This is a genomic window from Lyngbya sp. CCAP 1446/10, from assembly GCF_026130175.1.
Taxonomy (GTDB): domain Bacteria; phylum Cyanobacteriota; class Cyanobacteriia; order Cyanobacteriales; family Microcoleaceae; genus Microcoleus.
The window spans coordinates 40,829-54,572 of record NZ_JAIGNI010000148.1; the positions used below are offsets into that span (position 1 = coordinate 40,829).

General features: G+C 44.4%; 11 protein-coding genes. 6 read left to right on the forward strand and 5 right to left on the reverse strand.

Annotation, left to right across the window (positions count from 1 at the left end):
- Positions 1–49 precede the first annotated feature (49 nt).
- Positions 50–481, reverse strand: a complete 432-nt coding sequence (locus K4039_RS27095) for a hypothetical protein (RefSeq protein WP_265239597.1) — start codon at positions 479–481, stop codon at positions 50–52.
- A 279-nt stretch (positions 482–760) separates the two neighbouring features.
- Positions 761–1,309, reverse strand: a complete 549-nt coding sequence (gene cobU / locus K4039_RS27100; RefSeq protein WP_265239598.1) for a bifunctional adenosylcobinamide kinase/adenosylcobinamide-phosphate guanylyltransferase — start codon at positions 1,307–1,309, stop codon at positions 761–763.
- 451 nt (positions 1,310–1,760) lie between these two features.
- On the opposite strand from cobU, the gene K4039_RS27105 reads away from it, so the two are divergent.
- Positions 1,761–2,732 carry a glycosyltransferase family 2 protein gene (locus K4039_RS27105; protein WP_265239599.1) on the forward strand — a complete coding sequence of 324 codons (972 nt, stop codon included), beginning with the start codon at positions 1,761–1,763 and terminating at the stop codon, positions 2,730–2,732.
- A 101-nt stretch (positions 2,733–2,833) separates the two neighbouring features.
- A complete protein-coding gene (locus tag K4039_RS27110) occupies positions 2,834–3,835 on the forward strand; it encodes a glycosyltransferase family 2 protein (protein WP_265239600.1) in 1,002 nt (333 codons plus the stop codon).
- A gap of 89 nt (positions 3,836–3,924) precedes the next feature.
- Here the strand turns inward: K4039_RS27110 and K4039_RS27115 are convergent, their stop codons facing one another.
- On the reverse strand, positions 3,925–4,722 hold the full coding sequence (locus tag K4039_RS27115; protein ID WP_265239601.1) for a cation diffusion facilitator family transporter: 798 nt from the start codon (positions 4,720–4,722) through the stop codon (positions 3,925–3,927).
- A 163-nt stretch (positions 4,723–4,885) separates the two neighbouring features.
- Here K4039_RS27115 and hpsU point away from each other — a divergent pair, with 163 nt between their 5' ends.
- On the forward strand, positions 4,886–5,455 hold the full coding sequence (gene hpsU, locus K4039_RS27120; RefSeq protein WP_265239608.1) for a hormogonium polysaccharide biosynthesis acetyltransferase HpsU: 570 nt from the start codon (positions 4,886–4,888) through the stop codon (positions 5,453–5,455).
- A gap of 18 nt (positions 5,456–5,473) precedes the next feature.
- On the opposite strand, the gene K4039_RS27125 is transcribed toward hpsU, so the two are convergent.
- Positions 5,474–6,805 carry a response regulator gene (locus K4039_RS27125; RefSeq protein WP_265239602.1) on the reverse strand — a complete coding sequence of 444 codons (1,332 nt, stop codon included), beginning with the start codon at positions 6,803–6,805 and terminating at the stop codon, positions 5,474–5,476.
- A 5-nt stretch (positions 6,806–6,810) separates the two neighbouring features.
- Positions 6,811–10,164, reverse strand: coding sequence for a PAS domain S-box protein (locus K4039_RS27130; protein WP_265239603.1), 3,354 nt, complete (start codon positions 10,162–10,164; stop codon positions 6,811–6,813).
- 1,248 nt (positions 10,165–11,412) lie between these two features.
- Here K4039_RS27130 and K4039_RS27135 point away from each other — a divergent pair.
- From K4039_RS27135 to K4039_RS27145, 3 genes are read left to right on the forward strand one after another with little or no spacing between them, the layout of a single operon-like run.
- Complete coding sequence (locus K4039_RS27135) at positions 11,413–12,924, forward strand: mechanosensitive ion channel domain-containing protein (protein ID WP_265239604.1); 1,512 nt, start codon at positions 11,413–11,415, stop codon at positions 12,922–12,924.
- A 10-nt stretch (positions 12,925–12,934) separates the two neighbouring features.
- Positions 12,935–13,279 (forward strand): hypothetical protein, encoded by a 345-nt coding sequence (locus K4039_RS27140; RefSeq protein ID WP_265239605.1) that lies wholly within the window; start codon positions 12,935–12,937, stop codon positions 13,277–13,279.
- Positions 13,279–13,593, forward strand: coding sequence for a hypothetical protein (locus tag K4039_RS27145; protein ID WP_265239606.1), 315 nt, complete (start codon positions 13,279–13,281; stop codon positions 13,591–13,593). Before K4039_RS27140 ends, K4039_RS27145 begins: the two co-directional genes overlap by 1 nt.
- The last annotated feature ends 151 nt before the right edge of the window (positions 13,594–13,744 follow it).

Consider the following 13,744-nt stretch of genomic DNA (forward strand, 5'->3'; position numbering starts at 1 on the left):
CACTGCTTTTAGATAGAGAAAACCGAATTCATTAGTCATTAGTCATTGGTCATTGGTCATTAGTCATTCCGGTTCTGAGGAGTCGATCGCGAATGCCTGAAAGTTGTGATTTTGTACTGACGGGCGATCGAGGTTGGGGCATTTCAGTATTGGGCCAGTTCGCTAAGTCGTGACAGGGACAGGACTCCGGCGGCATTCCGTTTTCGTGAAAGACTACGGGCATGGCGCAGCGGGCGCAGGGACTGATTTCCCATCCTGATGTCAGTAGTTCGGCAATTGTTTCGTTTGTGCATTCCAGGTAGCAGTCTCCGCTGTCGGGGGAGATGATTTTTTGCCAGCAGTCTTCAAATTCGTTGCTGTAGCGATCGCCCGCAATTACCGATTTTGGTAGCAGCGCTGCGGAACCGTTGCGAATTAATACTTTTTTGCCTAACTGAAACCAGTAAGCAATATATTTTCTCACTTCATTATTGGATGCCATAACTTTTAGTCAATCCTGCAATTGATTAGCAATTTTAGACTTTAAACTTTAAACCTACACTCTATCCAAAAAGACATTTTATATTTTACATATTTTCAAAACTTGGCTATTTTCCGTGTCCAATTGTGGTGTGGGTTTCCCAATAGAGTAGTTCCTTGGAGTAATTTATGTAAGTTTTGAGTTTTCAATCTTGGTTAGAATTATACCTAATTTTTAGCTAAAATTGTCTACCGGGAAACCTGGATTTTTTCTCAGAAAGTCGATCGCACTTCCGGCTGATTAATTCTTGGCTAGTGGCAGTCGCGTACCCAAAGTGCTGAGATTCAAGGCGTAACCTCCGGTAGCGAGATAAACAGCATCGGCGATCGCCCCAATGTGCCGCACGAGAGTGCCGAGGCGATCGCGAAACAGCCGCCCCGCCGGATAAGCAGGCACAACACCCCATCCGGTTTCTTCTCCTACAAAAATTACATCGGCCGCCGTTGACTTCAAACTAGCGAGCAAATCTTGCTGCGTAGTCGCCCAAACTGCCGCTTCTTGTTCCAAAAGATTTGCTGTCCAAGTTCCCAGGGAATCAATTAATAAGCAATCCGACGGTTGGCCGGCGCGCACAACTGTCGGTAATTCGATCGGCACTTCGAGAGTTTTCCAATTAACTGGACGGCGATTTCGGTGCTGTTCGAGGCGACGAACCCACTCCAAATCCGCTTCATCAACCAAGCCGGTAGCCACATAGATTACTTGTTTTCCAGAACCCTCAGCCAGAGTTTCCGCCCATTCACTTTTGCCACTGCGGGCCGGCCCAGTTACTAAGATTATTTTAGTCATTTATGGTTGGTTATTGGTTGTTGGTTATTGGTTGTTGGTTATTGGTTGTTGGTTATTGGTTGTTGGTTATTGGTTATTGGTTATTTGATTGCCAATTATGTTAAGGCGATAATAGCATTAATGGGACAATATAGCGGTTCTCAAAAAAGTGAGGTATGCCATATCCCCGATGCCATATCCCCGATGCCATATCCCCGATGCCATATCCCCGATGCCATATCCCCGATGCGTACCTGATCTTTCTGAGAAAGGCTATATCAGAGTCAGTCGATCGAGCTTCCAAGCATAGCCGTTTTCTTTTCAAGTGAGGTACTACTAATTCGCAATTCAGGTAGAAGAAGCAAGAATCTGAAACTATTCCCAATGCTCAATGCCCAATGCCTCCGCTTCGCTTCGCCCAATGCCATGTTTGGCCAATGCCCAATGCCCAGTATTTCCCAAGCTGTTATTTATGCCAAAGCATCCTCAGATATCAGCGATTATTTGCACCCACAATCGCGCCGCCTATTTAGCTGGGGCGATCGACAGCTTGCTGGTACAGGATTTTCCCGACAACTTTGAAGTAGTAATAGTCGATAACGGTTCTAGCGATTATGCGACTGCCGAAAGTTCCATTTCGCGCACCCGTGAGGTGGTAGAAGCGAGACTAGGCGATCGACGGCTCAAGTACGTATGGGAACCCGAAATCGGTCTGTCAGTAGCCCGGAACACTGGCGCAAAGGCAGCTCGTAGCCAAATATTGGCTTATCTCGATGACGACGCTATTGCTGAGTCGAATTGGCTCAGGGTGCTGCACGCGGCTTATCAAAGCAATCAAAAACTAGCCATAGCCGGCGGCAAAGTTAACTTGCTGTGGCCTGCTGGAGTCTCCCCGCCAGACTGGCTGTCGCCCGGATTGGCCCAGAATTTGGGAGTTTACGATTTAGGCGATACTTGCGTGTATGTAACTGCTGCCGGTTTGACTCCCAGGGGTGTAAACTACTCAATCCGGCGCGCTTTTCTCGAACAAATTGGCGGCTTCGATGTCAAACTCGGTAGAGTCGGCAAAAAGTTGCTGTCAAATGAAGAATTGCGCGCCACAGAATTAGCATTAGAGTTAGGTTGGCAAGTAATTTATCTGCCGTCCGCGTTGGTGATGCACAATGTTGCCCCAGAACGGCTCAACAAAGCTTGGTTTCTAGAGCGCGGTTGGTGGCAAGGCATCAGCGAGTGCTATCGGGAACAATTGTGCGATCGAGCGGGTATTGCTCAGCTTGGACGGGGCGGTGAAAGAATACTGAGGGGTGTCTACAAATCTTTGAAATACATCAGAGATCCAGGGCTGCGCTTTGAAAATTTCGTTTTTGCTTGGGGTCAAATCGGTTATTTGAGTGCAGCCCTCCGCGGCCTGATTTTTCTACCGAAATCGACCAGCAGGCATTAGGCTATAAGCAATATCCCTCACTGTTCCAGTCGTCGGCTCAACTGTGCCGATCGCACTTCATCCACAATAACTCGACCGCATTCAGATTCAAGCACTCGATTATGACATCTAGTTCATCCAAGATTCCGGTTTCAGTTCTCATTCCGGCCAAAGACGAAGAACTTAATCTACCTGCGTGTCTGGCCAGCATTGCCAGGGCGGATGAAGTTTTTCTGGTAGATTCCCAAAGCAGCGATCGCACCGTAGAAATTGCCATCAGCAGTGGTGCAAAAGTAGTGCAATTCTACTTCGACAACCGCTGGCCAAAAAAGAAAAACTGGTCTTTGGACAACCTACCCTTTCGCAACGAATGGGTATTAATTGTCGATTGCGACGAGCGCATTCCGCCGGAACTTTGGGACGAAATCGCGCAGGCGATCGAAGACCCCAATTTTGACGGCTACTACCTCAACCGCAAAGTCTTCTTTTTAGGTCAATGGCTGCGTTACGGCGGTCGATATCCCGACTGGAATTTGCGTTTGTTCAAGCATCAAAAAGGCCGTTACGAAAATCTCGGCACTGAATCCGTCCCCAATACTGGCGACAATGAAGTTCACGAACACGTCATTTTAGGTGGTCAAGTCGGCTACTTAAAAAATGACATGATCCACGAGGATTACCGCGATTTATTTCACTGGATAGAACGGCACAACCGCTATTCTAATTGGGAAGCTCGCGTTTATTACAATATTATTGAAGGGCGCGACGACAGCGGCACTATTGGTGCTCACTTATTTGGAGATGCCGTACAGCGGAAGCGATTTCTCAAAAAAGTTTGGGTGCGGCTGCCTTTTAAACCACTGCTCAGATTTATTTTATTTTACTTCATTCAGTTAGGCTTTTTGGATGGAAAAGCTGGCTATATTTATGCAAGACTATTGAGTCAGTACGAGTATCAAATTAATGCAAAACTTTACGAGTTGCGTTGTTGTGGCGGTCAGTTGAATGTGGCAGAACCTGAAGCTCCTATATCGCCGCCTGTAGCGATCAATCAGGAGATGGAAGAAGAAGACCGAGCAGTTGAAACCGCGTCTATAAAAACAAAACCCGCCGACGCGGGTTGAAGATCGAGCAGTAAAAATTACTTTATTTCTTCAGTCGGATTGAAGTGTACTTCGTTTCAGTAAACCTGGTCTCAACCACCGTCTTGTTTTTATTTAATAAGTTCTTCTAGTGAGGGAAAAAGTAATTTTTCGGCGCTGATTTTTTCGCAATCGCAAGGCTGTTGAATGGCGGCAATAGCAGAGACATTACCTAACAGTAAACGGATGCTTTCAATTAATAGTGGTAGAGTTAATAAAACGATCGCCCCAGACACCAGCAAGCTAATCAAGCCGTCGGCCCAATTCCAGTGCAGCCAAGCCACGGCGATGGCTGCGACAATTACCCCAACCGAGGAACAAATGTCCGCAACTGCGTGCAGAAAGGCGCTTTTAAGGTTGAGGTCGCCGTGACAGCAAGAATGCAGACAAAAAGCATTAATTGAGTTGATGCTTAAACCGACTATGGCGGTAATTAACATCGGGAGTCCTTCTACTTCGGGAGTTGGGGACAGCAATCGGTCGATCGACTCTACTGCAATCCACAGGGCGATCGCCACTAAACTGATACTATTAACTAAGGCAGCAATGATTTCTGGGCGATCGGGAATTGGCGATTGTGCGATCGTACAATCTACGGATTTACTTTTGCGTTTGACTGAGGAGTACCAAGTCGCTGTCAAAGTTATTGCTAAAGCTGCTACATCTGAAAAAACGTGACCCGCATCTGCTAATAGGGACAAACTATGAGAATTAAGTGCGGCGATTAACTCTGCTACAAAAAAGCTGCTAAGCAGTACCAATGCTGTTTGTAAAAGTCGAATTTTGCCAATTCTGGGATTTATATTCTCGCATTGTGCGATATCCTTGGCGTTTTTCGAGTCAAAATTGTCCCTAACTAGAAATGTCATGCAGCAGTCCTTAAGGTTAAACTCGATTTTAAATTAAATAATAAATTAACTATCAGTGACCGATTATATACCAAATACGAACCAAGATCAGGAAAATTTGATCGCAAATTCCCCAAATTCTCAAATAAACGATCGTCCAATTAGCGACAATCACGCAAATACTTTGACAGGCGAATCTTTAGTTGATTTGCGCCGCTACGATCAATCAAAGTTCGATCGCGGAAGGCCTGGTTGGCTAATTTTGCTGTGGTGGTTCGTCCAGGCGATCGCCTTTCCCCTCACTCCACACCCTTGTAATAGCATCAGGAGCGGGCTGTTGCGGTTATTTGGAGCAAAAATAGGTCGAGGTGCGGTAATTCGCCCCACGGCTCGTTTTACCTATCCGTGGAAAATTGAAATCGGAGACTACAGTTGGATCGGCGACGATGTTGTATTGTACAGTTTGGAGCGAATTGCGATCGGTAAACACTGCGTCATTTCCCAAAAAAGTTACCTTTGCACCGGCACCCACGACCCTCAAGACCCAGCCTTTGGCTTAATTACAGCATCTGTGATCATTAATCATGGCGTTTGGATTGCCGCCGACTGCTTCATTGGCCCCGGTGTCGAAATCGGTGCCAACGCTTTAATTGGAGCTCGCAGCAGCGTCTTTAAAAATATGCCCGCAGGCTTTGTTTGTACGGGTAATCCCTGTCGTCCCCGCTATCAGCGAGAAATTAACCAAAGTTCGTAAGAGACATTGCACCGGAAACTAAGCAACTTGACCAACTTGTTGCCGAATTGGAATTTCAATGACAAATTCTACCCCCTTTCCTACTAATACAGGTTTACAGTATAATCTTCCCCCATGCTTTTCAACGATAATTTGGTAACTGATAGATAACCCCAATCCAGTTCCTTTACCGATAGGTTTAGTGGTAAAAAAGGGGTCAAATAGCTTTGGTTCTATGGTTTCGCAAACTCCCCGACCGTTGTCACTAATATTAATAGCAACCCAATTTTCGTCAATTACTTTTGTACAAATCTGAATGCGGTTCGGGTGTTGTTTGATTTCTGCAAAGGAACGCTGCTGATTAGATTCATCCAAAGCATCAATGGCATTTGAAAGAACATTCATGAACACTTGATTGAGTTGTCCGGCATGGCATTCTACTGGTGGAAGCTGACTGTACTCTTTTATTAGTTCTATTTCAGGATGCTCTGGTTTTGCTTTTAAACGATGATGCAGAATCGTGAGTGTACTATCAATTCCTTCATGGATATTTACTGCTTTCACCTCTGCTTCATCCACACGAGAAAAGATTCGCATAGACTTGACAATCTCCTCAATGCGTTGCGTTCCTAAGTTGATTGATTTAAGAACTTTGATAAAATCTTCCTCCAAAAAGTCCAGTTCTACTTCATCCATTGCTGATTGAATCCGAGGAGTTGGATTTGGATAATCTTCTTGATACAGGTGTAAAACTTTTAATAAGTTTTCCGCGTATTCTTGGGCATAACCCAGATTGCCAGATATGAAATTTATAGGGTTGTTTATTTCATGAGCAATCCCAGCCGCCATTTGCCCTAAGCCGGACATTTTCTCGCTTTGGATTAACTTAAGTTGCATTTGTTGTGAATCTTCATAGGCTTGGCTGACTTCTAAAACTTTTTGCTCCAATAAGGTATTTTTTTCTTCTAATTTATCAGCTAGAACATAAAGCTTTAAATGCAGCTTGACGCGAGCTAATACTTCCTCCTGTTGGAAGGGTTTGGTAATATAATCTACAGCCCCAAGCTTAAAGCCCTCAACTTTATTAGCCGTATCCGAGAGAGCTGTCATAAATATAATGGGAATCTGTTTAGTTTCTGGATTAGCCTGTAATCGACGACAGGTTTCAAATCCATCAATTTCTGGCATCATGACATCTAGCAAGATTAGATCCGGTAGAGCATATTTGACCCGATCTAGTGCCATTTTTCCAGATTTCGCGACCCGAACTTCAAATCCTTCCTGACTTAAGGCATCAGATAAGACACCCAAGTTGGCTGAATTATCATCAACTATAAGAATCGTACCATTGGCTTGAATTGTTGAATTCATAGACCTTACTTGTAGGAGTGAATAAACGTTAAAATCTCTTCGTCTTGAAAGTCCTTTGCCATCTGATGCAATTTTTTAGCAAAGGGAATGTATTTGGGATCTATTTCTTCAAGTAATACCGCCTGTTTAACTATTTCTAGGAAATTGCCTTTCATCGCCAGCTCGTATAGGATTTCCATTTCTGTAGCAGGCGGGGAAATTAGCTCAGTGGTGTCTGAGGCGATCGCCAGTGGAGCTTCATTGGCTTCGTAAACCCATTCCAAATCAAGATACTTTTGCAATTTTTCCAGGAGTTCCGTGGCTTGAACAGGTTTGGGAATAAAGGTGTTGCCTCCTGCTTCTAAACTTCTGTATTGATCGGTTTCAAATACGCTGGCAGAAGAGACAATAATCACGATGTCTTTGAAATTTTCCGAGTCTCGAACCCGCTTAATCAGCTCGTAGCCATCTAGTTCGGGCATTAATAGGTCGGTAACGATTAAATCGGGCTGCACCTCTACAATTTTTTCCCAGCCTTCTTGCCCATCGTTGGCTTCAGACACCTCAAAGCCGATCGGACTAAGCAAATTGCTAATTACTGAACGGTTAGCCCATTTGTCATCGATCACCACAATTTTAGGTTGGCGGTCTTTGATGCCGATTATCTGCCCGCGATGGTCGATTTGAGACGTTTTCACCCATTCCTCGGCTTGATACAGATCGACATCAAACCAGAAAATACTGCCAACATTCATCTCACTTTGAACCTGAATGGTACTACCCATTAATTCTACAATCCTTTTGCTAATTGCCAATCCCAGCCCCGTGCCTTCCGTCTGCCGTCTGCGATCTCCTACCTGCTCGAAGGGCTGAAAGATAGCTTGGAGTTGATCTTGGGCAATGCCGGTACCTGTATCGCGTATTTCAAAGCGAATTTTTTCTTCTGTGGCAAAACTGACTATAAAAGTGACAGTGCCCTCATCCGTAAATTTAATAGCGTTGCTTAAAAGATTAATTAACACTTGTCGCAAGCGTTTTTCATCTGCACGAATGCCGATCGGGAGTTCGGGACTTGATGGAAAATGGAAGTCAATTCCCTTAATTTCAGCTCGGATGCGACACATCTCTGCTACACCTTGCAGGAAGGCTGGGAAATGAAAATCGGTGGGCTGGAGTTCCACTTTCTGTGCTTCAATCTTCGACAAATCGAGAATGTCATTGATTAAGGTTAATAAATGGGAACCGCACTGATAAATGACATCAATGCGCGATCGCTCTTCTTCATTCAAGACTTTGGAACGCTGAAGAATCTGCGCGTATCCCATGATGCCATTCAGGGGAGTCCGCAATTCGTGGCTCATGTTAGCAAGGAATTCACTTTTTGCCCGATTAGCTGCTTCTGCGGCTTCCTTGGCTTTTGCCATTAGGAATTCTGCTTGTTTGCGATCGTGGATATCGGTGCAAGTGCCAACCCACTCGCGAATGCTGCCATCTTCATTCAGAATGGGTACCCCTCTAACTTGAAAATAACGATAGTTTCCATCTGCTCCCCGAATCCGATATTCTATGTCATACAGGCTTTTCGTTTGCACTGCTTCCATCCACACCTGAGCCGTTCGTTCGCGATCGTCCGAGTGAATTGTATCTAACCAGCCCAAACCAACCACCTCAGCTACGGTTTGTCCAGTATAAGCTCTCCAAGTTGGTAAATCGGGCGATCGCCCTTCAGAATCGGCTGTCCAGACAATTTGGGACGTGGCAAGGATTAGCGATCGATAGCGTTCTTCGCTTTGTTTTATAGCATCTTCTGCTTGTTTGCGATCGTGGATATCGATGCAAGTGCCAACCCACTCCCGGATGCTGCCATCTTCATTCAGAATTGGCACACCTCTACATTGAAAATAACGATAGTTTCTATCCGCCCCTCGGATTCGATATTCTATGTCATACAGGCTTTTAGTTCGCAATGCTTCCATCCAGACTTGAACCGTTCGTTCGCGATCGTCCGGGTGCATTACATCTAACCAGCCAGAACCAGCCACTTCCGCTTCGGTTTGTCCAGTATAAGCTCTCCAACTCTGTAAATCAGTGCCTTGCCCCTCAGCATCCGTCGCCCAGACAATTTGAGATGTGGCAGCGATGAGCGATCGATAACGTTCTTCACTTTGTTTTAGAGCATCTTCGGCTTGTTTGCGATCGGTAATATCTCGTGTTGTGGCGATGATGCCGAGGATATTGCCATTAGTATCCCGCCAAGGAGATTTTGTAGTGAAAAAAGTCGCGGTTTTTTCACCGCCAGAGACATCTTCCTCGTAACTCTCAGTGATTCCTGCTGCCATGATTTGGCGCTCTTTTGCCATCATTTCATGGGCAGTGTCAGGCGGCAGTAATTCCAAATCATTCTTGCCGATGATTTCCTCAATTGGCTTGCCTAGGAAGTTTGCCAAAGTGGAGTTGATGGCAACATAACGCCCTTCCCGATCTTTAACAACAATTATGTCTGGCGTACTTTCCAAAATAGAGTTTAGCAGTGCGTTACGATCGCGCAGTGCAGCCTCCTGTTCGCGCAGCTCTTCTTCAGCTTTTTTGCGATCGCGAATATCCCGCACAATAGTGGAAATAAACTCGACTTCGCCCGCTTCCGTTTTGTGAACGATCAAAACCTGGGAGACTGGAATTTCTTGCCCATCGCGTGACAATAATAGAGTTTCACCAGCCCAGCTACCCTCTCGTAAAGCGGTGGAAAAGGCTTCGTCGTGAAATTTTGCCGTTACCGAGGGAGCTAACACAGAATCTAGACTAAACGGCGATCGTGCTTCCTCTGGAGACATCCCCAGCATTTCCTGTCCGGCTTGGTTGAGATAGACGTTATGCCCAGCCGCATCACAAACTCCTACTAAGTCGGAAGTTGCTTCCAAAATTGCCGTAAGTCGTGCCTGCTTTTGTTCTGCCCGCTTGCGATCGCTAATTTCAATCACAATGACACCCACACCAAAAACCCTGCCATTTTCATCCACCAAAGGATAGTAAGATGTTTCCCAGTAGCGGAGGATGCCTGGTTGTTTCGGCGTTTCACCCGCTACTTCATAGTCGAGAATTGGCTTGCCCGTATCCAGAATCCCTTGCAGCATTGGTTCCAGAGTCGGAGCCAAGTCGGGCAGCATTTCACCCAGCGACCTACCAATATGGTCTGCCACAGGAATGCCATTGATCTGGGCCAGAACTTCGTTAATTGAGACGTACCGAAGTTGGCTGTCATAAATCATCATTCCGGCGTTGGCACCTGCAAAAAAAGCCTCGAAGTGAGCCTGTCGCAATACCTCTGCTGTTGTGTTCTCTTGCTGTGGCGGTTGGGTTTTGTCTGGTGGGAATTTGCTCATGTTGGCTCGTGCATTTCAGCTTTTATTCTACAACTTGTGTCCAATTGGGCGATCGCAAGGTTTTCATTCCCTCCTATTTGGGTACTGAAGAAAACGTTCAGTAGGGCGATCGTTAGGCTTTCAATCTGCGATATTCTGTATCCCTTGCGACACTATTTCCCTTAATTCTTCGGATGTATCGCCAAGTATTTCTATTTCTCATCAATTCTATTCCTAATCAATCCTATCGGTAGAACATTAGTGACAACATCAGCTAGGGAAGCGTTTGTCAATCAGCAATTATGCTCATAATTTACTCAGATTGGGCGGGGGGAAACTAAGATTTGGGCGATCGGGCAATTCTGGCGATCGGCATATTTATGCCCACCCACCCCCAAATCGCCAATTTTCTACTCCTAAACAAGCAGTATTTTAAGTAAAATTACGGATTGACAAATGTGATTGAGTTATAGTTTTTCCCCCATGTCGGTAGAATGTCAAGTATTCTTGGAACGTTATCAATTTTAGCTATATCCGTTAAATTTTCACTTAAATAGACACAAAACAGACGCAACTAGCAGAGTAATAGCAATATCTCTCCCACCAGTTAAACTCATTGTAATACTTGGATATTTGACTTGTCCACTTAAAGAGTCATTGCATAACCCCTGCTTAAATTGATAACGGGACTTCAAAAAAAAATTAGTGGAGATTATGATAAAATCCAATAAAATTAATGTTGACTAAAGTTAGTAGAGTGATATCTTTAGCAGTAGATGAGTCTGCTCTCGGATCGCGAAAAAGTGGCACACTAACCGCAGGCCTGCGAAGACCAGGTATAGCAGTTGACAGTTGACAGTTGACAGTTGACAATTGACAGTTTTTAGACGGGCATCAAACCGTTGATGCTACAAGGGTCATGGATCTATTCATGAGCTTATTTCTGTCCTTACCAATGTTGGGGTTGCTATATCTAAAAAATTGGCAATAGGGAGAACTGCGTAGTATGAGGAACCACATCTCTATGTAACGAATTCACTTTTTTTACCCTAAAAATAGGTTAAAATTTATGATTACGAGTTCAGTATTTTATTTTTACATTGGGTACTGAGGACTTGATTTTTTACCAGAAAGAATTGGTTTAAAGCCGGAACCCTTCTAGGGAGAAATTAAAAGAAGAATATTTATTACTCCAATCCTCTTCCTTCCATATAGAGGTCGCTATCAACTGTCAACTGTCAACTGTTAACTGAATACTCCCCTTCAAAAATGACCACACAAAAAACTTTAGTGCCTGAATTTGAATTGTATACAATACAAGAAGAAGTATTGACACAGGTCTCGAAAATATTTACCGCTACCCTATTTAAAATAGGTGAAAATCCTGTATCCTTGCAGTCCCTGGTGGAACTGATTGTATTGTTTATGGCTATCCTTGTGATAGCACGATTTTTTACAAACTTTCTCAAGGAACGCTTGTTAGTCAGACTAGGAATTGACGAGGGAAATCGGGAAGCGATCGCAGTAATTATTGGGTATTTAATAGTAGCTTTGGGTGTGATAGTCGCCATCCAAAGCATCGGATTCAACCTCGCTTCTTTTGCAGTAGTTGCGGGGGGATTGGGAGTCGGAATTGGCTTCGGAATCCAAGATTTAACAACTAATTTCGTCAGTGGCTTAACGCTGCTTTTAGACAGGCCTGTGAAAGTCGGAGACTTTGTGGAATTAGAAGGATTAATGGGAATCGTCAAAAAAATCTCGATTCGATCGACCATCATCCAAACCACTGAGGACTCCAGCGTCATAGTTCCCAACAGCAAAATGATTAGCAACAAAATTGTTAACTGGAGTTACGAAAACTCGCTACTCTGTTTGCGAGTTCCCGTAGAAGTAGCCGAGAATAGTAACCCGCTGTTAGTGACAGAAACTCTGTTAAATATTGCTTACGCAGAAGCGGGAGTTTTATACGAACCGCATCCGAAAGTATTGTTTGTCGAGTTTGGTGATGATAGTTTTAAATTTGAACTTTTAGTTTGGACGGACAGGCCGACTGAAAGAGAAGTAATTAAAAGTTCTTTGAATTTTGCAATTGAATACAATTTTCGCCAGCAAAAAATCGAATTTCCGTTCAATGACAGAGAAATTTATTTGCAAAACCCCGAAGTTCTGTTATCAATCTTCAACAAAAAAGAAACTGCAATTGACCTCCCGAACAGTTACTATAAAAATGAGCAAAAACAGCCAATTTTTGCAGAGAAACTGCAAAAGCCATCGTCCCTTAGCTGTTTGCTGCGAGAGGTGGAATACTTTGAAAATCTGACTGATCTTGAATTGCGGCAATTGATTGAAGTTGGATACCGCAAACGGCTGCGATCGCAAGAATATTTGTTTCACGAAAACGACCCCGGAGATGCTTTTTACATGATTCTTTCAGGTTCAGTAGAAGTTTTTGTAGAAGCTATTGACAAACATCTGAATAACCTCGGTACTGGTCAGTTTTTAGGGGAACTTTCTTTGATGTTGGGAATCCCCAGAACTGCTTCGGTAAGAGCTTTGGAAGAAACAATTTTGTTTGCGATTAATAAAGAAGGTTTCCAAAAAGTTTTAACGGAACGACCGGATTTATCGGAGCAGATTATTCAAGAAATAGTCAAACACAAAGAAGAGTTAAGCGAGAGACAGCAGCAACTTCGAGAAATGGAATTAGTAGATGCAGATGAAGATAATGAAAATCCTGTAGAATGGGTGAGGGAACGGCTGAAAAAATTATTTAATATTTGAAATAATTTATATGACGCGATTCATTCACGATCTATTTGCCAAAGAATACCTGGAGGAATTTCTCTCGCCGATCGGAACTGTCGATATCGGCAAAGATGTGAGTTCCGAAGTCCGAGAAATTGATGTTTATTTCACTCCCGGCACCGCCATCCCTGAATACTCGGAAACGCTGGGTTGCTGGGTAAAATGGCAAGCACGACGGCAATGTTTGAACCTTTTCGGAATCCGGCAAGTGTCACCGAAATTTGTAGCTGTCTGGGCAAATTATTGGACGTGCGCGGCGAATTGGAACGAAAATTCAGACGAGAAAATACTCGGTATGATGACGATCAATTGCCGAGGCTGTGGATTCTGATGCCCACAGCATCGAAAGCTGTGGTAGATAGTTTTAATGCGATACCGGATACTGAGAATTGGTTGCCGGAAATCTATTTTTTGGGGGCATCGTTACGCACTGCGATTGTGGCGATTCACCAGTTGCCGGAAACTCCCGAAACCCTGTGGTTGAGGATTTTAGGCAAAGGGGGAGTGCAGCAGCGTGCCATCGCCCAATTGACGGCTTTAGCTGTGGACGATCCGTTACGGATTATTGCGCTAGAATTACTTTATCGGCTACAGTCAAATTTAGCTAAACAGACGGGAATCCCCACACTATATCGCTTCGATTAGTGTGGGATGAAAGACGCGGTGAGGCGAGGATTCCACCTGTCAACCCACTCAAAACTATGTTTTGACCGATGACGGGTGGATGACGAGGCGAACAAATTATTTTATTCGACTTTTTTCAACCATTTCTGTCGACCGTTGAGATTTGGCAATA

Bases quoted from the DNA above. Each gene is read 5' to 3' on its own strand.
- K4039_RS27115 (WP_265239601.1), bottom strand. From the start codon at position 4,722: ATGACATTTCTAGTTAGGGACAATTTTGACTCGAAAAACGCCAAGGAT.
- K4039_RS27140 (WP_265239605.1), top strand. From the start codon at position 12,935: ATGACGCGATTCATTCACGATCTATTTGCCAAAGAATACCTGGAGGAA.
- K4039_RS27110 (WP_265239600.1), top strand. From the start codon at position 2,834: ATGACATCTAGTTCATCCAAGATTCCGGTTTCAGTTCTCATTCCGGCC.
- K4039_RS27130 (WP_265239603.1), bottom strand. From the start codon at position 10,164: ATGAGCAAATTCCCACCAGACAAAACCCAACCGCCACAGCAAGAGAAC.
- K4039_RS27135 (WP_265239604.1), top strand. From the start codon at position 11,413: ATGACCACACAAAAAACTTTAGTGCCTGAATTTGAATTGTATACAATA.
- K4039_RS27105 (WP_265239599.1), top strand. From the start codon at position 1,761: ATGCCAAAGCATCCTCAGATATCAGCGATTATTTGCACCCACAATCGC.
- K4039_RS27125 (WP_265239602.1), bottom strand. From the start codon at position 6,805: ATGAATTCAACAATTCAAGCCAATGGTACGATTCTTATAGTTGATGAT.
- K4039_RS27145 (WP_265239606.1), top strand. From the start codon at position 13,279: ATGCCCACAGCATCGAAAGCTGTGGTAGATAGTTTTAATGCGATACCG.
- K4039_RS27095 (WP_265239597.1), bottom strand. From the start codon at position 481: ATGGCATCCAATAATGAAGTGAGAAAATATATTGCTTACTGGTTTCAG.
- cobU (WP_265239598.1), bottom strand. From the start codon at position 1,309: ATGACTAAAATAATCTTAGTAACTGGGCCGGCCCGCAGTGGCAAAAGT.